This is a genomic window from Methylobacterium sp. A54F (assembly GCF_053346035.1).
In genome coordinates this window covers 157,613-182,211 of record NZ_JBKFBF010000003.1, presented here as the reverse complement: position 1 = coordinate 182,211, position 24,599 = coordinate 157,613, and the positions used below count along the sequence as shown (strand labels likewise).

Here is a 24,599-nt window from a genome sequence, read left to right as displayed (position 1 = left end):
CGCCGCGCCGCACGAGCCGCCCCGCGCCCCGACATGACCGCAACCCCCTCCCCCCTGCCCGGCCCCCCGCCCGGCCCGAAGGCCGCCAAGGATGCCGCGCCCCGCATCTCCTTCGTGTCGCTCGGCTGCCCGAAGGCGCTCGTCGATTCCGAGCGCATCCTCACGCACCTGCGGGCGGAGGGCTACGAACTGGCGCGCCGGCACGACGGGGCGGACGTCGTCATCGTCAACACCTGCGGCTTCCTCGACTCGGCCAAGGCCGAGTCGCTCCAGGCGATCGGCGACGCCATGGCCGAGAACGGCCGCGTCATCGTCACCGGCTGCATGGGCGCGCAGCCGGAGGAGATCCGGGAGAAGTATCCGAACCTCCTCGCCGTGACGGGACCGCAGGCCTACGAGTCGGTCCTCGCCGCCGTGCACGAGGCAGTGCCGCCGGCCCACGACCCGTTCCTCGACCTCATTCCCCCGCAGGGGGTGAAGCTCACGCCGCGGCACTACGCCTACCTGAAGATTTCCGAGGGCTGCAACAACCGCTGCACCTTCTGCATCATCCCGTCCCTGCGCGGCGACCTTGTCAGCCGCCCCGCCGGCGACGTGCTGCGCGAGGCCGAGAAGCTGGTGCGGGCCGGCGTGAAGGAGCTCCTCGTCGTCTCGCAGGATACCAGCGCCTACGGGGTCGACACCCGCTACGCGGAGAGCCCCTGGCGCGACCGCCAGGTGCGGGCCCGCTTCTACGATCTCGCCCGGGAGCTGGGTGACCTCGGCGCCTGGGTGCGCCTGCACTACGTCTATCCCTACCCGCACGTGGACGAGGTCATCCCGCTGATGGCCGAGGGGAAGGTCCTGCCCTACCTCGACATGCCGCTCCAGCACGCGAGCCCGAGCGTGCTCAAGCGCATGCGCCGCCCCGGCAACCAGGAGCGGCAGCTCGAGCGCATCCGCCGCTGGCGCGAGACCTGCCCGGACCTCGCCATCCGCTCCACCTTCATCGTCGGATTCCCGGGGGAGACCGAGGCCGAGTTCGAGGAGCTGCTGGCCTGGATCCGCGAGGCGCGGCTCGATCGGGTCGGCTGCTTCGAGTACGAGCCGGTGCGGGGCGCGCCCGCCAACGACCTCGGCGCGGCGGTGCCGCCCGAGGTCAAGGCCGAGCGCAAGCGCCGGTTCATGGAGACCCAGGCCGTGGTCTCGGCGCGCCTCCAGAAGGCGAAGGTCGGCCGGCGGCTGCCCGTGATCATCGACGCGGCCGGGCCGGCCGGCGCCCGCGGCCGGACGAAGGCGGACGCCCCCGAGATCGACGGGGCCGTCCACGTCACGTCCCGCCGGCCCGTTCGGGTCGGCGACATCGTCACGGTGAAGATCGAGGCGGCCGACGCCTACGACCTGCGCGGCACGGTGGTCTGAGGCGCCCGTCCCGGCATCCCGGCGCCGGGACCGTCCACGGTGCTCGGCCCCGGGCGGGCCTCCTCAGGCGTTCTTGCGCGGACGGTGGTTCGGGTCGATCCCGCCCTCCCGGGTCGTCTCGTTCTCGACGTCGCCCTCGAAGGTCGAGTCCGCCTCGAGGTCTTCCGGATCGCCGCCTGACCGGGTCATCCCCTTCGAGGTGCCGATGCCCGGATTGCCCTTGAGGTCGGCATCGGACGGGACGTCCGTCTTGGCGTGCTTCGTCGACATGCAGGCTCCTCGTTGCGCGTGGCGTGTGGGGCCAACGCGGGGGAGCCCGATCGGTCCCGGGCGCCGCTGCGGCGGTTCGCCTCCCGGTCGGGTCAGGCCAGGGCCGCGCTCGTGGTGCGCGCGACGCCCGCCCGGTCCATCGACGTCCAGGCGCGGGCGAGCGACCCATCGAGGTCGATGCCCCTGACCGCGTCCTCCACGACGACGGCCCGGAAGCCCGCGGCGCGGGCGTCCAGCGCGCTCCAGGCCACGCAGAAGTCGGTGGCGAGCCCGCACAGGAAGACCCGCGACAGGTCCCGCTCGCGCAGGTAGCCGGCGAGGCCCGTGCGGGTGGTGCGGTCGGCCTCCAGGAAGGCGGAGTAGCTGTCGACGCCGGGGGCGTGCCCCTTGCGGATCACGAGCTCGGCCCGCTCGGCATCGAGGCCCGGGGCGAGCGCCGCCCCCGGGGTGCCGCGCACGCAGTGCTCCGGCCACAGCACCTGCGGCCCGTAGGGCAGCGCCACCGTCTCGAAGGGGGAGCGGCCCGGGTGGCTGGTGGCGAAGGAGGCGTGGCCGGGCGCGTGCCAGTCCTGCGTCACCACGACGTGCGGGAAGCGGGCGATCAGCCGGTTGATCGGCCCGACCACCGCGTCGCCCTCCGGCACCGCGAGCGCGCCGCCGGGCAGGAAGTCGACCTGCACGTCGATGACGAGGAGGACGTCGCCGGGTTCGAGGATCATGTGCCCTCCGAGAAGTCGACCGCCCGGCAGATCCGGTGTCGGGCGGCGCTAGACCCCGCCGCCCTCAGGATCCTGTTCTTCCGGGATCCTGTCATGCCGGGAGGGTGGGATGCCGGGATCCGCGGATCACGGCATCCCGTTGCGCTCGGGTTCAGGGCACCATCACCGTCGAGCCGGTGGTCTCGCGGCCGGCGAGGTCGCGATGCACCTGCTGCGCCTCGGCCAGCGGGTAGCGGGCGTTGACCGGGATCTTCACGGCGCCCTGCGTCACCACCCCGAACAGGTTCTCGGCCATGGCGTCCAGGACCGGGCGCTGGCTCGCGTAGGTGAACAGGGTCGGGCGGGTCGCGAAGAGCGAGCCCTTCTGGGCGAGGATCCCGATGTCGAAGGCGTCGATCGGGCCCGAGGCCGCACCGAAGCTCACGAAGGTCCCGGTCGGCGCGAGGCAGTCGAGGGAGGCCGGGAAGGTCGCCTTGCCGACGCCGTCGTAGACCACCGGCACGCCCTTGCCGCCCGTGATCTCCCGCACGCGGGCGGCGAAATCCTCGTCGCGGTAGAGGATGACGTGGTCGCAGCCGTGGGCCCTGGCGAGCTCGGCCTTCTCCTGCGTGCCCACCGTGCCGATGACCGTGGCGCCGAGGTGCTTCGCCCACTGGCAGGCGATGAGGCCGACGCCGCCGGCCGCGGCGTGGAACAGGATCGTGTCGCCGGCCTTCACCTTGAAGGTCCGGTGCAGGAGGTATTCGGCGGTGAGGCCCTTGAGCATCATGCCGGCCGCGGTGGCGTCGTCCACCCCGTCCGGCACGTGCACGGCGGCGGCGGCCTGGATCACCGGCTCCTCCGCGTAGGTCCCCTCTCCCGAGCCGTAGGCGACCCGGTCGCCGACCTTGAAGTCGGTGACGCCCGAGCCCACCGCCGTGACGGTGCCGGCGCCCTCCTTGCCGGGGGTGAACGGCAGCTGCGCCGCCTTGTAGGCGCCGGTGCGGAAGTAGATGTCGATGAAGTTGACGCCGATCGCGCCCTGGCGCACCCGGATCTGGCCTGGGCCCGGCTCGGCCAGGGGCACGTCCTCGTAGGCCATCACCTCGGGGCCGCCGTACTCGTGAACCCGGATCGCCTTCGGCATCGTGGACTCCTTGCGTGTCGATAGGGTCCCCGGACATAGGCGTCCGCGCCTGCGGCGCAAAGACGCCTTCGGGACGGCCGGGCCGGGGCGCACTACATCTCCGAGGCGCCGACAACCCCCGAGCCGTCAGCAAGGACCCCTGCCCGTGCCCGATGCCCCCCTGCCCCGCTTCGAGGTCGCCGTGGTCGGCGCGGGCGCGGCCGGGCTCGCGGCCGCCCTCGCGGCGGCGCGGGCGGGCGTGCCCACCGCCCTCGTCGGGCGCCATGCGCCGGTCGCGGACGGGCGCACCGTGGCGCTCCTCGACGGCTCCGTGCGCTTCCTGGCGGCGCTCGGGGCCTGGGACCGGATCCTGCCGCACGCGGCGCCGCTTGCCGAGCTGCACATCGTCGACGACACCGGCAGCCTGTTCCGCCCGCCGCCTGCCCGGTTCCGCGCCGGCGAGATCGGGCTCGACTCCTTCGGCTGGAACGTCGAGAGCGCCCGCCTCGTCGGATCCCTGCGGGCCGTGAGCCGGGAGGAGCCGAACCTCACCCTGATCGAGCGGGACGCCACCGGCTTCTTGGCCGGCGAGACCGAGGCGGCCGTGACGCTCGACGGCGGATCGATCACCGCCCGCCTCGTGGTCGGGGCCGATGGCGGCCGCTCTCCCACGCGCGCGGCCGCGGGCATCGCGACCCGGGACTGGTCCTATCCGCAGGCCGCCCTCACCACGATCCTCGCCCACGCGCGGCCGCACCGGGACGTCTCGACGGAGTTCCACACCCGGGAGGGCCCCTTCACCCTGGTTCCCCTGCCGGGCGGCCACCGCTCGAGCCTCGTCTGGGTGATGGCGCGGGCGCGGGCGGCCGGCCTCGCGGAGGCCTCCGAGGCCGAACTTGCGGCGGCGGTCGAGGCGCGGGCGCAGCATCTTCTCGGAGCCATGCGGATCGACGGTCCCCGGGGCCTCGTGCCGATGCGCGGGCTCTCGGTCGCGAGCCCGGTCGGCCACCGCCTCGCCCTCATCGGCGAGGCCGCCCACGTCTTCCCGCCGATCGGCGCACAGGGGCTGAACCTCGGCCTGCGGGATGCCGCGGCCCTCCGCGACGTGGTGGCGGAGGCCGCCCGCCACGGCCGCGATCCGGGCGGCCGCGGGACGCTGTCCGGCTTCGCCCGTTCGCGGCGCACGGACGCGATGCTGCGCACCGCCGCGGTCGATCTCCTCAACCGCAGCCTGCTCACCGGCCTCCTGCCGGTCGATGCGCTCCGCGGGGCCGGCCTCCTCGCCATGCAGGCGCTCGGGCCCCTGCGACGCGCCGTGATGCGCGAGGGCGTGCTGCCGCGCCTCGGCACCCCGGAGCTGATGCGGGCCCGCTGAGCGGGCCGCCACGCCGTCAGCGGCCCGCCACCGCGCGCGGCGCGGGGCCGGCCGAGGCCGTGGCGAGGTCGAGCCCGTCCTGCGGGCGCCGGCTCTGCCAGGCGGTGCCGCTCCGGCCGAGACCTTCGGCGTGGGCGTAGAGGGCCTGCATATAGCGCTGGTCGAAGGGGGCGTCCGAGGTCTGGGGGAAGCGCCCGTCGATCTCGGCGACCTTCAGGTCGAGGCCGGTGCGGGCCGCGAAGCCCTGGGCGAGGGCCAAAGTGTCCTGCGTCTGGGCCTTGATCGCCGCCGACAGGGCCCGCCCGAGGACGCTCAGCGTGGTGCGGGTCGCCATCTGGAAGTACGGGGTCAGCTTGTTGTTGACCACGAGGTAGACGGTCCGGGCCGGGATCCGGAGCGCGCTGGCACCGGTCAGGGCGGCCTTGGGAGCGAGGTAGAACGGCGCCGTGGTGCCGCCGTCGGCGTGCATCTCCTGGAACTGCTTGTCCCCCGCCACCGCGCCGATCATCACCGGCGGGAAGATGCCCGGCACCGCCGAGGAGGCGAGCACGATCTCCCGGAACAGGGCGAGCGCCTTGGGGCCGCCCTTCTGCGCGATGGCGCCCATGTCCCACAGGACCGGCCGCTCGGTGTCCAGCTCGGTCGTCGCCACGAGAAGGCGGCGGCCCTTCGCGTTCTCGGCCGCCACGGCGCGCAGGAGGGCCGGCGTCACCGCCTTCTCGATGCGCTTCTTGAGCGGCCAGGTGTCGGTGAGGGCCTCGTCGGTGGCGCCGAACTCGAACACATCGGCCGCCGAGATGGTCGTGTAGGCCTCGCGCAGGGGCCCGTCCCCGGCCCGGCCGACGAAGGCGAAGGGGGCGATGAGCGCCCCCGTCGAGACGCCGGTGACGACGCCGAAGCTCGGCCGGTCCCCGGCCGCGCTCCAGCCCGCGAGCAGGCCGGCCGCGTAGGCTCCGTTCTCGCCGCCGCCCGAGATCACGAGCCAGGGGTCGCCGGCGGCCGGCGCACGGTCGATCAGCGACTGGAAGGCGGCGACGTCGTCGCCCGCGATGCGAAGCGGTCCCGCGAGGCCCTCGGGTCGAGCATCCGCCGCCTCGCCGGGCGTGAAGGCGACGCGTTGCGCCGGCTCGCCGCGGGCCCGCTCCGGTGCGGCGGAAGCCGCCTGCGGCAGGCCGATCAACAGGGCTGCGACGCCTGCGAGGAGGTGCCGGTGAATCGATCCGGACATGGCTCTCGTCCTTGGCTGATTCTGGTCGTGTCCCGCCCGCCTTGCGTGGAGAACGTGGGCTCGATTCGCCAGTTCCCCCTTCGGCGGGCTTGACAGTGGACCCAGGGTCACGCCTGTGCGGCAGCGCACAACGCTGCGTGTCGCCTTTACGCTGGCCTGCGCCGCGCTTAAGCGGGGCCGCGAGGGGCCGTCCGCGATGCGGCCCGCGCCGACCTGACCCGAGGGGACGCCACGCCATGAAACTGCCGCGCCGATTCTTCCAGCCGCTCGCCACCGGCGCGCCCGCCCCGTTCCGCGAGCTGCCGGTGCGCCTCGAGCGGATGATCCACTTCGTGCCGCCCCACAACGAGAAGGTCCGCGCCCGCGTCGGCGAGCTCGCCCGGACTGTCGACGTGGTGCTCGGCAACCTCGAGGACGCGGTGCCGATGGACCAGAAGGAGGCGGCCCGGAAGGGCTTCGTCCGGATGGCGCAGGAGACCGACTTCGCCGCCTCCGGCACGGGCCTCTGGACCCGCATCAACGCCCTCAACTCGCCCTGGATTCTGGACGACCTGTTCGAGATCGTGGGCGCCGTGGGCAGCAAGCTCGACGTCGTGATGGTCCCGAAGGTCGAGGGGCCGTGGGACATCCACTACATCGACCAGCTGCTCGCCCAGCTCGAGGCCCGCCACGGCGTCGAGAAGCCGATCCTCGTCCACGCGATCCTCGAGACCGCCGAGGGCGTCGCCAACGTCGATGCCATCGCGGCCGCCTCCCCGCGGATGCACGGCATGAGCCTCGGGCCCGCGGACCTCGCGGCCTCGCGCGGCATGAAGACCACCCGGGTCGGCGGCGGCCATCCGGACTACCGCGTCATCGCCGACCCGGCCGGGGACGCCCCCCGCGCCTCGGCCCAGCAGGACCTCTGGCACTACACCATCGCCCGGATGGTCGACGCCTGCATGGCGAACGGCATCAAGGCGTTCTACGGGCCCTTCGGGGACTTCTCGGACGGGGCCGCCTGCGAGGCCCAGTTCCGCAACGCCTTCCTGATGGGCTGCGCCGGCGCCTGGACGCTGCACCCGAACCAGGTCGCCATCGCCAAGACCGTCTTCGCGCCGGACCCCGCCGAGGTCGCCTTCGCGGTGCGCATCGTCGAGGCGATGCCGGACGGAACCGGCGCCGTGATGCTCGACGGCAAGATGCAGGACGACGCCACCTGGAAGCAGGCCAAGGTCATCGTCGACCTCGCGCGCCTCGTCGCCGCCAAGGATCCGGATCTCGCCAAGGTGTACAACCTCGGCTGACCGCCCTGCTCCGCCCGGCGATGACAAGTCGCCGGGCGGCGCCTAAGTGTGGCGCATCATGAGCGAAGACCGCGTGAGAACAGCGAAGTTTGGCCTCGGCGCCGTGGTGCGCCACCGGATCTACCCGTTCCGGGGGATCGTCTTCGACGTGGATCCCGTCTTCGACAACACCGAGGAGTGGTGGCTCGCCATCCCCGAGGAGATGCGGCCCTCCAAGGACCAGCCCTTCTACCACCTGCTCGCCGAGAACGCCGAGACCGAGTACGTCGCCTACGTCTCCGAGCAGAACCTGCTGCCCGACACCTCCGGCGAGGCCTTGCGCCACGCCGGCATCCCGGACGTGTTCGAGCGCGACGCCAGCGGCACCTACCGGATGCGCGACCGCACCGCGAACTGAGGGCCGAGGGAGCCGAGGGCCCGCCCGTTCCCCCGAAACGACGAGAGGCCGGACCTTTCGGTCCGGCCTCGTTTCCTAGACAGTCAGCGCCCGAGGGGCGCCTTACGGCTTCGGCGCCGCCGTCGCGCCGGCCGCCGGAGCCGCGGCGCCCTGGCCCTGCTCCAGCTTCTTGCGCATGTCCTCGCTGCGCTTCTCGAGCTCGGACTGGAGCTTCTTCTGCTGTTCCTCGAGCACCTTCGGGTCGACGGCCGGCCCGTCGAAGGCCTTGCCGAAGCCCGCGAGCGGCACCGCGAAGGTGACCTCGCGCTGGGTCTGGTTCTGCACCGAGACGTTAAGGGTGCTGCCCTTCTTCATGGCCGCGACCACGCCCGCGTCCACGCCGCCCGCCTCTGCGAAGCAGCCGTTGGGGAAGCAGACCGCGAACTTGCCGGCGGTGGGCTGCTGGCCGTCCACGGTGAAGCGGATGCCCGGCTGCAGGAGCAGGCCGAGCGGCAGCAGGTAGCGCACCACGCGCACCTCCTGCTTCGTCTGGGCGTTCTTCATCTCGTAGACGGCGACCGCGAGGACCGGCTGGCCCTGGTCGGAGACGAAGTCGCGGGTGGTGTAGCAGACGTCGGTGTTGGTGTTCTGGTCCTTGCCGCAGACCTTGGTCCAGTCGGCCTGGCTCGGCTCGGACTTGACGGTGACGATCTGCGGACCGTTGCCGGCCTGGGCCGCCGGGGCGGCGGGCGCCGCCTGCTGCTGGGCGGGGGCGGCCGGAGCCGGAGCCGGGGCCGCGGGAGCGGGCTTCTTCGGCTGCGCGAGGGCGGGGCCGGCCGCCAGGACGGCGAGAAGGGCGGCCGACGCGAGGCGCGCCCCGGTGGCGCGCGCAGCCTGCGGTCGCGCTGAGTGGTTGGCGAGGAACATCGGCTCAGACCCCTTGGGAAGTGCGTTGGAATCACGAAGGACGAGACGCGGATTCGAGGCGCGCCCTGCCGGGACGGACCGTCCGCGGGAGTCTCGGCCGACGCGCTGCGGAGCGGCCGCCGACCCTCTGAGGACCCGGCCACCCACCCGCGGCGCGCATGGATGGCGCGGCGCCCCTCGATTCCGCTCGAACGATCGGGCGTGCTGCTTTCCCCGGGAATGAGGCGAAGACATGACACCGGCACCGTGCGGAGCGCTTCCCGGACGATCGGCCGATTAGGACTCGGTTAACCTTGAGCGGCCATCCCTGAGGAATCCCTGCCTCGGCGGGCCCTTCGGAGTCGCGCAAGGTGTCGGCGCTCGCTTCCCTGACCCCCCTCGCCGCCGATCCCGCGCGCCGCGGCCGGCCCGTTCTCGAACGGACCGTTGCGGACGCAACCTTGGCCGGAACGGAGCCGGAACCGGCGCCCGAGCCCGAGCTGCCGCTGCGCCGCACCGGCCTCTGCGCGCTGCTGGCGGCCACCGCGCGGCGCCACCCCGAGCGGATCGCCCTCCTGGACGCCGCCGACAAGCCGGCCTGGAGCGGCCGGCCCGCCATGACCTGGACCTACGCGGCGGCCGCCGAGGTCGTCTCCCGCCTCGCCTGCGGCCTGCGCGACTGGCGCCTGGCGCCCGGCAGCCGCATCGGCCTGCACCTGCCCGGCAGCACCGAGGGCCTCGTGGCGCACCTCGCCGTCGAGGCCGCCGGGCACGTGCCCTGCCCCCTGCCGCTGACCTGGGACGAGGCGCAGCTCGCCGCGGGCATCGAGGCGGCCGGGATCGCCGCCGTCCTCACCCAGGCCCGCCTCGGCGAGGTCCGCCCGGCGGAGCGGCTCTGCCGCGTGGCCGTCAGCACCTTCCGCCTCCGCTTCATCGCCGCCTTCGGGCCCGACGTGCCGGACGGCGTGATCAACCTCGACGCCATGGCGCTCGACCGGCGCGGCGGCGCGCCGGCCTCCGACACCGGCGGCGGCCTCGTCAGCTTCGCCGGGGGCGACCCGGGCCGGCCGATGCACCGGCCCGGCGACGCGCTCCTCGCGGCGGTGGCGGTCCACCTCATCGCGGCGCGGATCGGGCCCGGCGAGCGCCTGCTGAGCCTGGTGCCGCCCGCGAGCTTGCCCGGCCTCGTCACCGGTCTCGGTGCAGCCCTCGTCGCGGGGGCGAGCCTCGAGACCCTGCCGGTCTTCGAGGCGTCCGCCTTCGCCGCCGCCCTCGCCCGCCCGGGGACGGCCCACCTCGTCGCACCGGCCTTCCTGGAGGGGAGCCTCGCGGCGGCGTCGCATCCCGGCGCCCCGGGCCTGCCGGAGGGCCTGCGCACGGTCAGCCTCGTCCATCGGGCGCCGGCCCGGCTGACCGAGCGGACCCTGCGGGCGCCCCTGCCCGGCGGGCCGCCGCGCCCCCTGCCCGTCGACGTGCTGGCCCTCGGCGAGGCCGCGGTGCTCAGCGCGGCCCGGGGCGCCACCGATCTCGCCCTCGTGCTGGCGTCTCCGGAGACCGCGCCCCTGCCGCCGGGCCTGATGCAGCTGCGCCGCGAGGCGGACGGATGCCTCGCGTTGCGCGGCCAGGCCTGCAAGGCGGCGCCGTTGCAGCGCAACGAGAGCGCCCCCGATCCGGCGGCCTGGCAGCCGACGCGCTTCCGCCCCACCCTCTTCGCCGGCACCGCCTCCGGCATCGCCGAAGCCTGACGCCGCGAGGGCATAGTCCAGGGGCTCGGCGGACGCCGCGCCGCCCCGCGGTTCATCCCCCGCTCAGCCGCCGTCCCGCATCTGTGCACTGCAATCTCGCCGGCGAACCAAACGCCGCGTCGCAGGTTATTGCATCGGTCCCTTCCCAGGGGACGCTCGATGGGGTACCGCTCAAGCTTATGAGTGCGCTGCAACAGGTTCTCGTTGTCGACGACGGCTTCCGGGCCGTCGACAACTCCCTCGCCGCCGAGCTCGCGGAGCTCGGTTACGCGAGCGTCACCGCCTCGGTCGAGGCTGCCGACGACGTGCTGGCGGTCATCGCCCGGCCCGCGGCGATCCTGCTCCAGACGCCGGCCCGCGGCAGCGACGCGTTCGAGCGCCTCGCCGGCCGCATGCGCGAGGCCGGCATCCCGGTCATCATCGTCGACGAGGCCCTGCGCGGCCGCCACGGCGCCCGCATCGACCTCGAGAGCCGCATCGGACCCTACGTCCTGAACGAGCCGGATCGCTGAGGGCGGGCGGCCTGCCCGCACGGCGCCGTCGCGGGCCGACGCTCGCAACGGGCTGACCCTTCGGATCTTCGAGACACCGCATTCTCGCCCCCGAGCCCGCCCCGCGGGCGTCGTCGCGTACCTCAGGCCGCCCGGGTCTTTCCCTCTCCTTTGGTCTTGCCCTCCCCTTTCCCGCCGGCCTTCGCGGCAATCCGCGCGAGGGCGCGCAGCACCTCGGTCGTGACCTTCAGGCGCTCGGGGATGGTGTCGAGCTCGCGGATGAAGACGATGCTCATGTCGGGCCGCACCTTGGCGAAGGAGCCCTGCTCGGCCACGAGGCTCACGAGGCCGGTGGGGTTGGCGAAGGACCGGTCGCGGAAGTGGACGACGACGCCCTTCGGGCCGGCCTCCACCTTCTCGACGTTCGTCGAGAGGCACAGGATCTTGATCGTGACGATCTTGAGGAGCTGCTCCACCTCCGGCGGCAGCGGCCCGAAGCGGTCGATCAGCTCGGCGCCGAAGCTCTCGAGGTCGCCGTCGCTCTCCAGCGTCGAGAGGCGCCGGTAGAGGCCGAGGCGCACGGTGAGGTCCTCGACGTAGTCCTCCGGGATCGTGACGGGGGCGCCGAGGGCGATGGTCGGCGACCAGGCTTCCTCGGTGGGCTCGGCGATGCCGGCCTTGAGGGCGGTCACGGCGTCCTCCAGCATCTGCTGGTAGAGCTCGTAGCCTACCTCCTTGATGTGGCCGGACTGGGCGTCGCCGAGGAGGTTGCCGGCGCCGCGGATGTCGAGGTCGTGGGAGGCGAGCTGGAAGCCGGCGCCCAGGGTGTCGAGGGATTGCAGCACCTTGAGGCGCTGCTCGGCCTGCACCGTGAGCTGGCGGTTGGCGGGCGTCGTGAACAGGGCGTAGGCCCGGGCCTTCGAGCGGCCGACGCGGCCGCGGAGCTGGTAGAGCGCGGCGAGCCCGAACATGTCGGCCCGGTGCACGATCAGCGTGTTGGCGGTCGGGATGTCGAGGCCCGATTCCACGATCGTGGTGGAGAGCAGCACGTCGTACTTGCCCTCGTAGAAGGCCGTCATCACGTCCTCGAGCTGGCCCGCCGCCATCTGCCCGTGGGCCACCGCCACCTTGGTCTCGGGCATCTCCGTGTCGAGGAAGCGCTTCACCTCGGCGAGGTCCTCGATGCGCGGCACCACGTAGAAGGACTGGCCGCCGCGGTAGCGCTCGCGCAGCAGCGCCTCGCGCACCAGGAGCGGGTCGAACGGCATCACGAAGGTGCGCACCGCCAGCCGGTCCACGGGCGGCGTCGCGATGATCGAGAGCTCGCGCACCCCCGTCATGGCGAGCTGCAGCGTGCGCGGAATCGGCGTCGCCGAGAGGGTGAGCACGTGCACGTCCGCCTGCAGCGCCTTCAGCCGCTCCTTGTGGCTCACCCCGAAATGCTGCTCCTCGTCGACGATGATCAGGCCGAGGTCCTTGAAGGCGATGTTCTTGGCCAGCAGCGCGTGGGTGCCGATCACGATGTCGACCGTGCCGTCGGCGAGCCCCGCCCGCACCCGCTTCACCTCGCCCGCGGAGACGAAGCGCGAGAGCTGCGCCACCTCGACGGGCAGCCCTTTGAAGCGCTCCGCGAAGGTGCGGTAGTGCTGGCGGGCGAGCAGCGTCGTCGGCACCACCACGGCCACCTGGCGGCCCGAGATCGCGGCCGCGAAGGCGGCGCGCAGGGCCACCTCGGTCTTGCCGAAGCCGACGTCGCCGCAGACGAGCCGGTCCATCGGGCGGCCCGCGTTGAGGTCGGAGAGCACCGCGTCGATGGCGTTGGCCTGATCCTCGGTCTCCTCGAAGGGGAAGCGGGCGGCGAACTCGCCGTAGAGGCCCTCGGGGGGCGCGAGCCGGGGCGCGGGCTTCACGAAGCGCTCGGCCGCGACCCGGATCAGGGCGCCGGCCATCTCGAGGATGCGGCGCTTCATCTTGGCCTTGCGGGCCTGCCAGGCGCCGCCGCCGAGGCGGTCGAGGGCGACCTCCGAATCCTCCGAGCCGTAGCGGGTCAGGAGCTCGATGTTCTCCACTGGCAGCAGCAGCAGGCCGCCGGCGTATTGCAGCTCCAGGCAGTCGTGCGGGGCGCCCGCCGCGTGGATCGTCTTGAGCCCGACGAAGCGGCCGATGCCGTGGTCGGCATGCACCACGAGGTCGCCGGGCTGGAGGGCCTGCACCTCCAGGATCAGGTCCTGCGGGCGCTTGGCCTTTCGCTTCTGGCGCACCAGCCGGTCGCCGAGGATGTCGCCCTCGGAGACCACCGCGAGCTGGCCCGCCGTGAAGCCGGCCTCGAGCCCCCAGACCGCCACGGCCGCGTCGGTGCCGCGCTTCAGCGCGTAGACGTCCGAGAGCCGGGTGATCGCCACGGGCTTCCTGAGGCCGTGGTCGGTGAGCACGCCGCAGAGCCGGTCGCGGGACCCGTCGGACCAGGATCCCAGGATCACGTGATGACCGGATCCCTGCAGCTCGCGGATATGGGCCACCGCCGCGTCGAAGACGCTCGCGGCCTCGTCCGCCCGCTCGGGGGCGAAGCTGCGGCCCTGCCGGCCCTCGCAGTCGATCACGAGGCGGCCCGCACCCTCCGGCTCCGCGAAGGGGCTGAGGCGGACGACCGTCGCGGCCGCCACCCGCTCGCGCCACTCGTTCGGGGTGAGGTAGAGGGCGCGCGGCGGCAGCGGCTTGTAGGGCGCGATGCCGCTCTGCGGCGTCTTGAGGGCGTCCGCGCGGGCCTGGAAATAGTCCTGGATCAGGGCGATGCGCTCGTCGGCGGCGTCGCCGACCTGCGCGTCGAACACCATCGGCACGCCGGCGACGTAGTCGAACAGGGTGTCGAGGCGCTCGTAGAACAGCGGCATCCAGTGCTCGAGGCCGCCGTAGCGCCGGCCCTCGCTCACCGTCTCGTAGAGGCGGTCGTCGCGGGTCGCGGCGCCGAAGTTCTGGATGTAGCCCTGGCGGAAGCGCCGGATCGTCTCCGTGGTGAGCTGCACCTCGCTCATCGGCACGAGGTCGAGGGAGCGCAGGCTGCCCACCGTGCGCTGCGTCTCCGGGTCGAAGGCGCGGATCGATTCGAGGGTGTCGCCGAAGAAGTCGAGGCGGATCGGGTTCGGGAGGCCCGGGGGCGACAGGTCCAGGATGCCGCCCCGCACGGCGTACTCGCCGGTGTCGCGCACGGTGCCCGTGCGCAGGAAGCCGTTGGCCTCGACCCAGGCCGTCACCGTGTCCATCGAGACGACGTTGCCGATGGCCGCCGAGAAGGTCTCGACCGCGATGCGGTCCCGCGGCGGCACCCGCTGCACCAGGGCGTTGACGGTGGTGCAGAGGATGCGCGGCGCCTCCTCCGAGGAGCGCGAGCGGGCGAGCCGGGAGAGCGCCGTCATCCGCTGCGCGGCGATGGCGGCGTTCGGCGAGACCCGGTCGTAGGGCTGGCAGTCCCAGGCCGGCACGCTCAGCACCTCGATCTCGGGCGCGACGAAGCGGAGCGCGGTCTGGAAGGCGTTGGAGCGCCCGGAATCGCGCGCGACGTGGACGAGCACCGCCGGCCCCTCGAACGCCTTCTCGCCGACCCCCTGTGCGAGCACGCGGGCGAGGTCGGCCACCACCAGGGCGTCGAACCCGTCCGGCACGCTGGCCAGCGTCGCGTCCTCGCCCCGGCGCAGGGCTTCGACGGCCCGGGCGAGGGGGCCGGATCGCGGCAGGGCGAAGCGGGCGGTCTGCGGCTTCGGGGCGGTCGGGGGCTTGGGTGCGGGCTTGGCCATCGGGTCGAGTTCGTTCGTGATCCGTCGCGACGTCGGCTTGGCTGAGGGCGGGTCTGCCCGCGCCGCGTCCCGTGGGGAGCGGAACGGGAGCCCGCGCGGGCGGGCGCCCCGGTCTCAGGCGCGGGGCGGCAGGCGTGCGCGCCTCACCCGTGGATCGGCGCGTCGTGGTGGTGGAACGCCTTGAGGCGGCGGAAGAGGGGCGTGTCGTAGTTCTCCGGGGTCGGGTCCTCGCCGGTGAGCCAGCGGAACAGGTCGCGGTCCGGCACCTCGATCAGGCCCTCGAAGGTGGTCAGCTCCGCCTCCGAGAGGCCGCCGATCTCCGCATCGGCGAAGCGGCCCATGATCAGGTCCATCTCGCGGATGCCCCGGTGCCAGGCCCGGTAGAGGGTGCGGCGGCGGCGCGGATCGAGATCCGCGCTGGTGCGGGTGGTGCCGGACATGGGGCCAAACCTGTGATGCGATGATCCGGGCATCCCCTGATCCTCGGAGCGGGGGATTGCAAGGGGCCGTGCGCGGCGCGGGCGCCGGTCCCATATAGGCGGCCGCCCCGCGCGGCCGCCCAGCGGCAGATCGTCCCCGGTTCTTCGCGGAGTCCTTCGTGGGCGGGCGCGCGTGCGATATGCCGGTGCGCAAGGCCCCTCCCGGCCGGCCGCGTCCCGCGGGCCCGGCACCCTTCCGCTCGCATGACCGATTCGTCGACGCCCTCCCCCGCCGATGCCCCCCCGCTCCGCCCGAGCATCCTCGACGCCCTGTTCGCGCCCGCCCGCGCGCTGCCGGGCGTCGGGCCGAAGATGGCGCCGCTGATCGAGCGGCTGCTCGGCACGCCCGAGCAGCCGGCCCGCATCGTCGACCTGCTGTTCCACCTGCCGCAAGGCGGCGTGGCCCGCCAGCTCAAGGGCTCGATCGCCGAGGCGCCGCCGGGCGAGCCCGTCACGGTCGGCGTCACGGTGGTGGCGCACCGGCCGCCCCAGCCCGGGGCCGGGCGGCGCCCGCACCGGGTGCTCGTGGAGGATGCCACCGGCGACATCAGCCTGGTGTTCTTCGGGATGCCCCGCGCGCGCATCGAGAAGATGCTGCCGCTGGGCAGCCACCGCTACGTCTCCGGCCGCATCGACCTCTGGGACGGGCACCGGCAGATGGTGCACCCGGCCCGGGTGGTCGATGCCGAGGGCCTCGCGGCGCTGCCCGCCGTCGAGCCGATCTACGGCGCCACCGAGGGCCTGACCTCGCGGGCGATCGGCAAGCTCGCGCTCGCCGCCCTCGACCGGCTGCCGGTGCTGCCCGAATGGGGCGACTCGGCCTTCCTCGAGCGCAGCGGCTGGCCGCCCTTCGCGGACGCGCTCCGGGCCGAGCACCGCCCCTCGGAGGCGCCGCCCCCGCCGCCGGAGCCGGGCGCCGCGCCCCCGCCCCCCGCCCCGTCCCGGCGCCGGCTCGCCTACGACGAGCTCCTCGCCTCGCAGCTCGCCCTGGCCCTGCTGCGCGCCCGGCAGCGCCGCAAGGCCGGCCGGGTCAATGCGGGGGACGGGAGCCTCGTCGCCCGCATCGAGGCCGCCCTGCCCTTCGGGCTGACGGGCGCGCAGGCCCGCGCCGTCGCCGACATCCGGGCCGACCTCGCGGCGGAGAAGCGGATGCTGCGCCTCCTGCAGGGCGATGTCGGCTCCGGCAAGACCGCGGTGGCCCTGCTCGCCATGGCCTCGAGCGTCGAGGCCGGGCGGCAGGCGGCGCTGATGGCCCCCACCGAGATCCTGGCCCGCCAGCACTTCGAGCGCCTCGGCCCCCTCGCCGGGGGCCTGCGGCTGCGCCTGATCACCGGCCGCGACCGCGCCTCCGAGCGCCGCGCGACGCTCGCGGCGCTAGCCGCCGGCGAGATCGACATCCTGGTCGGCACCCACGCGCTGTTCCAGGAGAGCGTGGTGTTCCGCGACCTCGGCCTCGCGGTGGTGGACGAGCAGCACCGCTTCGGCGTGCACCAGCGCCTGGCGCTCGGCGCCAAGGGCGAGGCGGTGGACTTCCTCGTCATGACCGCGACGCCGATCCCCCGCACCCTCGCGCTCACCTTCTTCGGCGACATGGACGTCTCGGTGCTCGACGAGAAGCCGGCCGGCCGCCAGCCGATCCGCACCGTGCAGATCTCCGCCGAGCGGATCGACGAGGTGGTGGCGGGGCTCGCCCGGGCCCTCGAGCGGGGCGAGCAGGTGTACTGGATCTGCCCCCTCGTGGCCGAGTCGGAGTTCATCGACCTCGCCGCGGCCGAGGAGCGCTTCGCCGATCTCAAGGCGCATTTCGGCGAGGCCGTGGGGCTGATCCACGGCAAGATGCCGGGCCCCGACAAGGACGCCGCGATGGAGCGCTTCGCGGGCGGCGCCACCCGCATCCTGGTCTCGACCACCGTGGTCGAGGTCGGCGTCGACGTGCCGAACGCCACCATCATGGTGATCGAGCACGCCGAGCGCTTCGGCCTCGCCCAGCTCCACCAGCTGCGCGGCCGGGTCGGCCGGGGCACGAAGGGCTCCAGCTGCCTCCTGCTCTACCGCGGGCCGCTGGGCCAGGTCGCCCGGGCGCGGCTCGAGATGATGCGCGACAGCGAGGACGGCTTCCGGATCGCGGAGGCCGATCTCCGCCTGCGCGGCGAGGGCGAGGTGCTGGGCACCCGCCAGTCGGGGCTCGCCGCCTTCCGCCTCGCGCGGCTCGAGAGCGACGGCGACCTCCTGGAGATCGCCCGGGACGACGCCCGCCTGGTCGTGGAGCGCGACCCCGGCCTCAGGAGCGCCCGCGGCCGGGCGCTGCGGGTGCTGCTCTACCTGTTCGAGCGCGAGGCCGCGATCCGCCTGATCGAGGCGGGCTAGGCGCGCGGGCCGCTAACCAAGCCTTAACCCAACCGGCAGCCTCATCGGGATCGGCGGCGCCGGCCGGCGCGGCCCTGTCCGTACCACGTGTGGACCACAGTGCCGCCACACCCCTCGTTCATCTGGCGTACAGATTCGGGCTTGTGCCCGGGGCGGTTGAGCGGCATGATCCCTTGCAGCCGTCGTGCTCCGACCTTAACTGAACATGAACGGAAGCCTGAACGAAACGGGCATCCGAGCCGAAATGTGGAGGGCAAGCCGATGCTGACCGGACCGTTCCAACGTCTCCCCGGCGCTTCCGAAGGCTGGGCCTCGCACGAAGCCCTCGCCCACGAGCCCTGGCTCCTGCCGATCACCGATGGCGCGGCGCACGTCGATTCCGCCTCCGACGCGGTGGCCGAGGCCGTGGCGCGCGCGAGCCGCAAGCTCTGGCTCGTGGCGAACGCCTTCTGCCTGGCGCTGGCGCTGCTGATCGCCGCCGAGTCCAGCACCGGCTACATGCTCGGCACCCATACGGCTGGCCCGGTCGCCAACGCCCCGGCCCAGGCGCCCGTCCTGACGGCCCCCGTCGTCACCGCCAGCGCGTCCTGATCCCCCGGCCTCAGGCCTCCTGACGGGCCGGGGCGCGGGCCTCGGCCTCGTCCGTCGGAACGGCCGCGTTCTGGCCGCCGGGCCCTTGAGCCGCCCGCAGCGACGCCGCCATCGCCTGAAGCCTGGCCTGCGGATCCTCCGGCTGGATCACGCCCGCCGACATCACGAGCTTGGCCGCGTCGTCGACGCTGATCGACAATTCCACGATGTCGGCCCGCGGCAGGTAGAAGAAGAACCCCGTGGTGGGGTTCGGCGCGCAGGGCAGGAACACCCCCACGTAGTCGTGCGGCCGCTCCGGATCGCCCGCGGGCAGGGCGGCCTGCACCTCCGTGCCGGCCGGCGCCGACAGGAACACCACCGACCACGTCCCCTTCACGGGGAACTCGACGAGGCCCACGGTGCGGAACGAGGTGCCGTTGGCCGAGAACAGCGTCTCGAAGATCTGCCTGAGGCCCCGGTAGAGCCCGGAGATCACCGGCGTGCGGGCGAGCAGCACCTCGCCGAACTCGATGACGCTCCGGCCCACGAGGTTCGCGGTGAGGAAGCCGAGCATCGTCACGGCCACGAAGGCGATGACGAGCCCGAGCCCCGGGATCGAGAAGGGCAGGTAGTGGTCCGGCAGGTAGCTCGCCGGCACCAGCGGCTTCACCCAGCCGTCGATCAGGGCGATGAACCACCAGGTGATGTAGATCGTGATGGCGAGCGGGCCCGCCACGATGATGCCGGTGAGGAAGTAGGTCCGCAGCCGGCCCCGGGTGCTCACCCGCGGGCGGGGCTCGGCGACGTTCGGCTCGGGCAGCGGCGGCTTCTCGCGCAACGGTGACGATCTCATCTGTGCCGGGGCGGCGCCGGAGGACCCGCCGCACAGGTACTCCCTCCCCGGCGGCGCCTCAAGGGCGCTTGCGCTCGGCCGCTTGCCTCCCCGCCCCCGTCGTCAGTCCGCCCGTTCGAGGCAGCGCGGCGGTAGACCTGATCGGTGGTCCGAGGGCGCCGCCTACTCCACCGTCACCGACTTCGCGAGGTTGCGCGGCTGGTCGACGTCTTTCCCCATGAACACCGCGGTGTGGTAGGCGATGAGCTGGATCGGCACCGCGTAGACGATGGGGGCGACCGTCGGGTCAAGGTCCGGCATCGTCAGGGTCGCGAGGGTGTCGAGGCCGTGCTCGGCCGCGCCCTTGGCGTCGCCGACGAGGATGATGCGTCCGCCGCGGGCCGCCACCTCCTGCATGTTCGAGACGGTCTTCTCGAAGACCGCGTCGTGGGGGGCGATGACGATCACCGGGACGCTCTCGTCGATGAGCGCGATGGGGCCGTGCTTCAGTTCACCCGCCGCATAACCTTCCGCGTGGATGTAGCTGATTTCCTTGAGCTTCAGCGCGCCTTCGAGGGCCATCGGATAGGCGGTTCCGCGGCCCAGGTAGAGCACGTCCCGGGCCTTGGCGATCTCGCGGGCGAGGCCCTCGATGGCGGCTTCCTGGCTCGCGGCCTCGGCCATCAGGCCCGGCACCGTGATCAGGGCGTCGACGAGCCGGCGCTCCGCGTCGGCGCTCAGGGTGCCCCGCGCGCGGCCCGCGTGGATCGCGAGGCAGAGCAGCACCGTGAGCTGGCATGAGAACGCCTTGGTGGAGGCGACGCCGATCTCGGGGCCGGCGAGCGTCGGCACGACGGCGCTCGCCTCCCGGGCGATCGTCGAGGTCGGCACGTTGACGATCGCGAGCGTGTGCTGCCCCTGTGCCTTGGCGTAGCGGAGCGAGGCGAGGGTGTCGGCGGTCTCGCCCGATTGCGAGATGACGAGCGTCAGGCCGCCCTTGTCGAGGGGCGCCTCGCGGTAGCGCGCCTCGGAGGCGACGTCGATCTCGACGGGCAGCCGCGCCAGTCTCTCGAACCAGTAGCGGGCCACGAGGCCGGCGTAGTAGGCGGTGCCGCAGGCCGTGATGGTGAGCCGGGTGAGGTCCCGGAAGTCGAAGGGCAGCGCCTCCGGCAGCGCCACCCGGCCGGCCGCGAGGTCGACGTAGTGGGCGAGGGTGCGGCCCACCACCTCGGGCTGCTCGTGGATCTCCTTGGCCATGAAGTGGCGGTGGTTGCCCTTGTCGACCAGCATCGCCTGCGTGGCGATGCGCTGGCGCGGGCGGCGCACCACCTGGCCGCCGATGTCGCGGATCTCCGCCCCCTCCCGGCTCAGGATCGCCCAGTCGCCCTCGTCCAGGTAGGTGATCTCGTCCGTGAAGGGCGCGAGCGCCAGCGCGTCGGAGCCCAGGTAGGTCTCCCCCTGCCCGAACCCGATGGCGAGCGGCGCCCCGTGGCGGGCGCCGATCAGCAGGTCCGCCTCGCCCGCGAACAGGAAGGCTAGCGCGAAGGCACCGCGCAGGCGCGGCAGGGTGGCCTCGACGGCGGCGACGGGCCCGAGGCCCTCGCCCATCGCGGCGTTCACGAGCTGGGCCACCACCTCGGTGTCGGTCTCGGTCTCGAAGCGAACGCCCGCGTTCTGCAGCTCCTGCTTCAGCTCCCGGAAGTTCTCGATGATCCCGTTATGCACGACCGCCAGCCGCTCGGTGGCGTGCGGGTGCGCGTTGGTCTCGTTCGGCCGCCCGTGCGTCGCCCAGCGGGTATGCCCGATGCCGATGGCGCCCTTGAGGGGCGCCTGCACGAGCTTGAGCTGCAGGTTCGAGAGCTTGCCCTCGGCCCGCCGCCGCTCCAGGCGGCCGTCCTCGAGCGTCGCGATGCCGGCGGAATCGTAGCCCCGGTACTCGAGCCGGCGGAGCGCCTCGATGACCTGCCCCGCCACCGCGTCCCGTCCGACGATCCCGACGATGCCGCACATGAAACCCTGTCCTCGATCAGTTGCGCCGGGAGCCGGTGCGGGCGATGTCGCAAGCCCCGGGCCGCCACGCTTGTACCGGAACGGTACGGAAGAAGGCCAGCCGGGCCTTGGCCGCAGGTCCGGGGAGTCTCAGGGAAAGCCTGAGCTTTCGGCCGCAAGACACGGCAGACTATTATGTTTCCGCCTTCTCGGCCTTCAGGGCCGCGCGCTTCGCCGCGGCCCAGCCGGGCTTGATCGCCAGCCGTCCGCGGGCGATGGCGAGCGCGCCCTCGGGCACGTCGTCGGTGACGACCGAGCCGGTGGCCACGTAGGCGTTCGCCCCCACCGTCACGGGCGCGACGAGGGCCGAATCGGAGCCGATGAAGGCGCCCGGCCCGATCACCGTGCGGTGCTTCGAGACGCCGTCGTAGTTGCAGGTGATGGTGCCGGCCCCGATGTTGGCGCCCTCGCCCACCTCGGCGTCGCCCAGGTAGGTGAGGTGGGCGGCCTTGGCGCCGGCATGCAGGTGGGCGTTCTTCAGCTCCACGAAGTTGCCGAGGCGCACGCCCGCCTCCAGCACCGCCCCGCCGCGCAGCCGCACGAAGGGGCCGACCTGCACGTCGGCGGCGAGCCGCACGTCCTTCAGGTGCGAGAAGGCGTGGACGAGGCCGCCGTCGCCGACGCTGACGCCGGTGTCGAACACCACGTGCGGCTCCACCACCACGTCGCGGCCGAGGCGCGTGTCGTGGCTGAGGAAGACCGTCTCGGGGGCGATCAGGGTGGCGCCGCCGAGCTGCGCCGCCCGGCGCAGGCGACGCTGGATCTCGGCCTCGGCGACGGCGAGCTGGATCCGGTCGTTGACCCCCTGCGCCTCCGCCTCGTCCACCGGCACCACGGCGACCGGGAGGCCGTCCGCGACGGCGAGCGCCACGGCGTCGGGCAGGTAGTACTCGCCGGCCGCGTTGTCGTTGCCGATCCGCTCCAGGAGCGCGAGGGCGTGCGGGCCCGAGAGGGCCATCAGCCCGGCATTGCACAGGCGCACCTGCCGCTCGGCCTCGGTGGCGTCCTTCTCCTCGCGGATCGCGACGACGCGGGCGCCCTCGGTGAGCACGCGGCCGTAGCCGGCCGGCGTCGCGCTCTCGAAGGCGAGCACCGCCACCCCGGCGCCCGCGGCGAGGGGCGCGCGCAGGCGCGCGAAGGTCTCGGCGGTGATGAGCGGCGTGTCCCCGAAGGCGATCACCACGTCGGCCTCGCCCTCGGCCAGCGCCGCGCGGGCCATCAGCACGGCATGGGCCGTGCCGAGGCGATCCGCCTGCGCGTAGAGGGACGCCCCCGGCGCCTCGGCCGCGACCGCGCGGGCGACGTCGTCGCGTCCCGGCTCCGCCACCACGGCGATGCGGGTCGCGCCCGCCGCCCGCACGGCGGCGAGGACGTGGCCGAGCATGCTCCGCCCGGCAATGCGGTGCAGCACCTTCGGCAGGTCGGAGCGCATCCGCGTGCCCTTGCCGGCCGCGAGCACGACCGCCGTGAAGCTGGGCAGCGGCGCCCCGCGCGGGGGCTCGTGTCCGGAGGTCGTCATCGCGCAGGGTCCGTCGCTGAGGTGTCCGAGCGGCGAGGCTCTTAGCCGATCGTGCGTCCGGCACAAACCGGCCGGGCAGCTTCGGGACTTCGCCTTAACCCCCGGTTCACGCCCGGGCATGGTAAACGCGGACCTTCATGTCGGAACGTTTCCGCCGCGCCGCGCGTAGAGCGCGCCACCAGAAGGGGTCTTTCCGCTGCCGACGCTCGCCGATCCGCCGATTGCCGTTCCGCAGGCCCGGATCCCGGGATCCGATGATCCCGGGATCACGGCCTCCTGTGACTTGCCGTGTGACTTGCAGCGCCGCGCCTTCATCGCCCGCGCCGCGGCGGGCGCGCTCGCGGGTGCCGCCGGCCTCGGGATCGGGCCGGGAGCGCCGTCGGGCAGGGCGCTCGCCGACGAGCGCCCTGCCCTGCCCGCGGCCGGCGCAGCCTTCGACGCCGACACCGTGCCGGCCCTCGCGCGGGCGCTCGCCCGCCTGCCCTACGCGGCCCCGGCCGACGACCTGCCCGGCTCCCTGAAGGGCCTCAGCCGCGAGCAGTACGGCGCCATCCGGATCCCGGCCGAGCGCGCGCTGTGGGCGGACGAGGCGCTCGGCTTCACGGTGGAGCCCCTCCACCGGGGCTCGATCTTCACGACGCCCGTGGCGCTGGCCCTCGTGGAGGCGGGCACGGTGCGCCCGGTCGCCTACGACCGCGCCCAGTTCGAGACGGGCGGCTTCGTGCTGCCGGACCTCGGCGCGGGGCCGGGAGCTTCCCAGGGGTCCTTCCAGGGTCCCCCCGGCCCTTCGGGCTTCTCGGGCTTCCGCCTGCGGGCCCGCTTCGGGACCGGGGACCTGTCGGATTTCGGGATCTTCCAGGGGGCCTCGTTCTTCCGCCTGCTCGCCCGCGGCCAGGGCTTCGGGGTCACGGCCCGCGCCCTCACGCTCCGCCCGGCGGATGCCCGCGGCGAGGAGTTCCCGCTGTTCCGCGCCTTCTGGATCGAGCGCCCCGCCCCCGGCGAGCCCCTCGTGATCCACGCCCTCGTCGATTCCGAATCGGCGGCCGGCGCGCTCCGGATGGTGCTGCGGCCCGGCGACGCCTCCGTCGCCGAGATCGAGACCACGATCGTCTCGCGGCGGGCCATCGACCATCTCGGCCTCGGCGGCATGCAGGCCGCCTACCTGTTCGGGCCCCACGACCGGCGCGGCTCGGACGACGCCCGGGCCGGCGCCTACGCGGCCGGCGGCCTGCAGATCCGCAACGGCGCCGACGAGGCGATCTGGCGGCCCGTCCACAACCCGGAATCCCTGCAGATCTCCTCCTTCGTGGATCGCGGCCCGAAGGGGTTCGGGCTGATGCAGCGGGCGCGCGCCTACGCGGCCTTCGAGGACGACGTGCAGCACTGGGAGTGGCGCCCCTCCCTCTGGCTGGAGCCCCTGGACGACTGGAACGCCGGCGCCGTGACGCTCCTCGAGATCCCGAGCGATTCCGAGTTCAACGAGAACGTCCTCGCCTACTGGCGCCCCGAGACGCCGATCGCGGCGGCCACCGAGACCCGCTTCCGCTACCGCCAGACCTGGTGCTGGGAGCCCCCTGCCCCGCCGCCCGTCGCGGGCGTCGCCGGCACCCGCAGCGGGCGCGGCGGCACGGCCGCCCGGCGCCTGTTCCTCGTCGACTTCGCCGGCGAGGCGCTGTTCGAGGCCGGCGCCGACGCGCTCGAGGCGGCGCTCACGGCGGGCCCCGGCAGCATCGTCCGCCGCCAGCTCTACGCCTATCCGGAGCGCCGGACGGTGCGGGTCGCCTTCGAGCTCGATCCGGGCGGCGAGCGGGTCTGCGAGCTGCGCCTCGCCCTCACCCGCGCGGGCCGGCCGGTGACCGAGACCTGGCTGTACCGCTGGACACCCTGAGGACATCGCCGCCCGCCGGCCGGACGGCAGCCGGACAGCGCGACACGACGTGGGACGACGTGGCACGACAACAGGATGGCGCGCTCGCCCCGGTCCCCGGATCGCGGCGGTGGCGCCGGAGGCAGGCTTGGCGCCGGTGACGATGCTCGAAGACCTTCGCGACCCCCACGCGCCCGCATCCGCGGCGCCCCCCTCGCCGGAC

At 73.7% G+C, this 24,599-nt stretch carries 19 protein-coding genes; 9 read left to right on the top strand and 10 right to left on the bottom strand.

What is annotated here, in order from left to right; all coding sequences use genetic code 11:
* Window positions 1-33: 33 nt before the first annotated feature.
* Window positions 34-1,401, top strand: coding sequence for a 30S ribosomal protein S12 methylthiotransferase RimO (rimO, locus tag ACLBXP_RS07110; protein WP_447666893.1), 1,368 nt, complete (start codon window positions 34-36; stop codon window positions 1,399-1,401).
* Window positions 1,402-1,464: 63 nt separating this feature from the next.
* On the opposite strand, the gene ACLBXP_RS07105 is transcribed toward rimO, so the two are convergent.
* From ACLBXP_RS07105 to ACLBXP_RS07095, 3 genes are all read right to left on the bottom strand, one after another.
* A complete protein-coding gene (locus ACLBXP_RS07105) occupies window positions 1,465-1,671 on the bottom strand; it encodes a hypothetical protein (RefSeq protein WP_447666892.1) in 207 nt (68 codons plus the stop codon).
* Between the two features lie 92 nt (window positions 1,672-1,763).
* Window positions 1,764-2,390, bottom strand: coding sequence for a bifunctional nicotinamidase/pyrazinamidase (gene pncA / locus ACLBXP_RS07100; protein WP_447666891.1), 627 nt, complete (start codon window positions 2,388-2,390; stop codon window positions 1,764-1,766).
* A 151-nt stretch (window positions 2,391-2,541) separates the two neighbouring features.
* Window positions 2,542-3,516: a quinone oxidoreductase family protein gene (locus ACLBXP_RS07095; RefSeq protein ID WP_447666890.1), complete on the bottom strand. Its 975-nt coding sequence runs from the start codon at window positions 3,514-3,516 to the stop codon at window positions 2,542-2,544.
* Window positions 3,517-3,661: 145 nt separating this feature from the next.
* On the opposite strand from ACLBXP_RS07095, the gene ACLBXP_RS07090 reads away from it, so the two are divergent.
* Entirely contained in the window at window positions 3,662-4,870 is a 1,209-nt protein-coding gene (locus ACLBXP_RS07090; RefSeq protein WP_447666889.1) for an FAD-dependent monooxygenase, read from the top strand.
* Window positions 4,871-4,886: 16 nt separating this feature from the next.
* Here ACLBXP_RS07090 and ACLBXP_RS07085 read toward each other — a convergent pair whose 3' ends face one another.
* Entirely contained in the window at window positions 4,887-6,098 is a 1,212-nt protein-coding gene (locus tag ACLBXP_RS07085; RefSeq protein WP_447666888.1) for a patatin-like phospholipase family protein, read from the bottom strand.
* A gap of 236 nt (window positions 6,099-6,334) precedes the next feature.
* On the opposite strand from ACLBXP_RS07085, the gene ACLBXP_RS07080 reads away from it, so the two are divergent.
* The gene (locus tag ACLBXP_RS07080; protein WP_447666887.1) at window positions 6,335-7,384 is read left to right on the top strand and encodes an HpcH/HpaI aldolase/citrate lyase family protein; all 1,050 of its coding nucleotides are present in this window, start codon (window positions 6,335-6,337) and stop codon (window positions 7,382-7,384) included.
* 58 nt (window positions 7,385-7,442) lie between these two features.
* On the top strand, window positions 7,443-7,781 hold the full coding sequence (gene hspQ / locus ACLBXP_RS07075) for a heat shock protein HspQ (protein ID WP_447666886.1): 339 nt from the start codon (window positions 7,443-7,445) through the stop codon (window positions 7,779-7,781).
* A 102-nt stretch (window positions 7,782-7,883) separates the two neighbouring features.
* Here hspQ and ACLBXP_RS07070 read toward each other — a convergent pair whose 3' ends face one another.
* Complete coding sequence (locus tag ACLBXP_RS07070; protein WP_447666885.1) at window positions 7,884-8,687, bottom strand: invasion associated locus B family protein; 804 nt, start codon at window positions 8,685-8,687, stop codon at window positions 7,884-7,886.
* A 440-nt stretch (window positions 8,688-9,127) separates the two neighbouring features.
* Between ACLBXP_RS07070 and ACLBXP_RS07065 the strand changes: the two genes are divergently transcribed.
* Together ACLBXP_RS07065 and ACLBXP_RS07060 are read left to right on the top strand one after the other, a co-directional pair.
* Window positions 9,128-10,411: an AMP-binding protein gene (locus tag ACLBXP_RS07065; RefSeq protein ID WP_447666884.1), complete on the top strand. Its 1,284-nt coding sequence runs from the start codon at window positions 9,128-9,130 to the stop codon at window positions 10,409-10,411.
* Window positions 10,412-10,590: 179 nt separating this feature from the next.
* Window positions 10,591-10,923 carry a hypothetical protein gene (locus tag ACLBXP_RS07060; protein ID WP_447666883.1) on the top strand — a complete coding sequence of 111 codons (333 nt, stop codon included), beginning with the start codon at window positions 10,591-10,593 and terminating at the stop codon, window positions 10,921-10,923.
* Window positions 10,924-11,045: 122 nt separating this feature from the next.
* Here ACLBXP_RS07060 and mfd read toward each other — a convergent pair whose 3' ends face one another.
* Window positions 11,046-14,693: a transcription-repair coupling factor gene (gene mfd, locus ACLBXP_RS07055; RefSeq protein ID WP_447666882.1), complete on the bottom strand. Its 3,648-nt coding sequence runs from the start codon at window positions 14,691-14,693 to the stop codon at window positions 11,046-11,048.
* A 143-nt stretch (window positions 14,694-14,836) separates the two neighbouring features.
* The gene (locus ACLBXP_RS07050; protein ID WP_447666881.1) at window positions 14,837-15,133 is read right to left on the bottom strand and encodes an FAD assembly factor SdhE; all 297 of its coding nucleotides are present in this window, start codon (window positions 15,131-15,133) and stop codon (window positions 14,837-14,839) included.
* Window positions 15,134-15,376: 243 nt separating this feature from the next.
* On the opposite strand from ACLBXP_RS07050, the gene recG reads away from it, so the two are divergent.
* Window positions 15,377-17,539: an ATP-dependent DNA helicase RecG gene (recG, locus tag ACLBXP_RS07045; protein ID WP_447666880.1), complete on the top strand. Its 2,163-nt coding sequence runs from the start codon at window positions 15,377-15,379 to the stop codon at window positions 17,537-17,539.
* A 261-nt stretch (window positions 17,540-17,800) separates the two neighbouring features.
* Window positions 17,801-18,130, top strand: coding sequence for a hypothetical protein (locus ACLBXP_RS07040; protein WP_447666879.1), 330 nt, complete (start codon window positions 17,801-17,803; stop codon window positions 18,128-18,130).
* A 10-nt stretch (window positions 18,131-18,140) separates the two neighbouring features.
* Here the strand turns inward: ACLBXP_RS07040 and ACLBXP_RS07035 are convergent, their stop codons facing one another.
* From ACLBXP_RS07035 to glmU, 3 genes are all read right to left on the bottom strand, one after another.
* A complete protein-coding gene (locus tag ACLBXP_RS07035; protein WP_447666878.1) occupies window positions 18,141-18,962 on the bottom strand; it encodes a DUF502 domain-containing protein in 822 nt (273 codons plus the stop codon).
* A 162-nt stretch (window positions 18,963-19,124) separates the two neighbouring features.
* Complete coding sequence (gene glmS / locus ACLBXP_RS07030; protein WP_447666877.1) at window positions 19,125-20,951, bottom strand: glutamine--fructose-6-phosphate transaminase (isomerizing); 1,827 nt, start codon at window positions 20,949-20,951, stop codon at window positions 19,125-19,127.
* 172 nt (window positions 20,952-21,123) lie between these two features.
* A complete protein-coding gene (glmU, locus tag ACLBXP_RS07025; protein ID WP_447666876.1) occupies window positions 21,124-22,509 on the bottom strand; it encodes a bifunctional UDP-N-acetylglucosamine diphosphorylase/glucosamine-1-phosphate N-acetyltransferase GlmU in 1,386 nt (461 codons plus the stop codon).
* Between the two features lie 295 nt (window positions 22,510-22,804).
* Here glmU and ACLBXP_RS07020 point away from each other — a divergent pair, with 295 nt between their 5' ends.
* Entirely contained in the window at window positions 22,805-24,397 is a 1,593-nt protein-coding gene (locus ACLBXP_RS07020) for a glucan biosynthesis protein (protein WP_447666875.1), read from the top strand.
* Window positions 24,398-24,599: the final 202 nt, after the last annotated feature.

Coding starts and splice junctions, on each gene's coding strand:
- recG (WP_447666880.1), top strand. CDS start 15,377: ATGACCGATTCGTCGACGCCCTCCCCCGCCGATGCCCCCCCGCTCCGC.
- ACLBXP_RS07040 (WP_447666879.1), top strand. CDS start 17,801: ATGCTGACCGGACCGTTCCAACGTCTCCCCGGCGCTTCCGAAGGCTGG.
- ACLBXP_RS07035 (WP_447666878.1), bottom strand. CDS start 18,962: ATGAGATCGTCACCGTTGCGCGAGAAGCCGCCGCTGCCCGAGCCGAAC.
- ACLBXP_RS07080 (WP_447666887.1), top strand. CDS start 6,335: ATGAAACTGCCGCGCCGATTCTTCCAGCCGCTCGCCACCGGCGCGCCC.
- ACLBXP_RS07095 (WP_447666890.1), bottom strand. CDS start 3,516: ATGCCGAAGGCGATCCGGGTTCACGAGTACGGCGGCCCCGAGGTGATG.
- mfd (WP_447666882.1), bottom strand. CDS start 14,693: ATGGCCAAGCCCGCACCCAAGCCCCCGACCGCCCCGAAGCCGCAGACC.
- pncA (WP_447666891.1), bottom strand. CDS start 2,390: ATGATCCTCGAACCCGGCGACGTCCTCCTCGTCATCGACGTGCAGGTC.
- ACLBXP_RS07060 (WP_447666883.1), top strand. CDS start 10,591: ATGAGTGCGCTGCAACAGGTTCTCGTTGTCGACGACGGCTTCCGGGCC.
- ACLBXP_RS07050 (WP_447666881.1), bottom strand. CDS start 15,133: ATGTCCGGCACCACCCGCACCAGCGCGGATCTCGATCCGCGCCGCCGC.
- ACLBXP_RS07070 (WP_447666885.1), bottom strand. CDS start 8,687: ATGTTCCTCGCCAACCACTCAGCGCGACCGCAGGCTGCGCGCGCCACC.
- glmU (WP_447666876.1), bottom strand. CDS start 22,509: ATGACGACCTCCGGACACGAGCCCCCGCGCGGGGCGCCGCTGCCCAGC.
- ACLBXP_RS07105 (WP_447666892.1), bottom strand. CDS start 1,671: ATGTCGACGAAGCACGCCAAGACGGACGTCCCGTCCGATGCCGACCTC.
- ACLBXP_RS07085 (WP_447666888.1), bottom strand. CDS start 6,098: ATGTCCGGATCGATTCACCGGCACCTCCTCGCAGGCGTCGCAGCCCTG.
- rimO (WP_447666893.1), top strand. CDS start 34: ATGACCGCAACCCCCTCCCCCCTGCCCGGCCCCCCGCCCGGCCCGAAG.
- hspQ (WP_447666886.1), top strand. CDS start 7,443: ATGAGCGAAGACCGCGTGAGAACAGCGAAGTTTGGCCTCGGCGCCGTG.
- glmS (WP_447666877.1), bottom strand. CDS start 20,951: ATGTGCGGCATCGTCGGGATCGTCGGACGGGACGCGGTGGCGGGGCAG.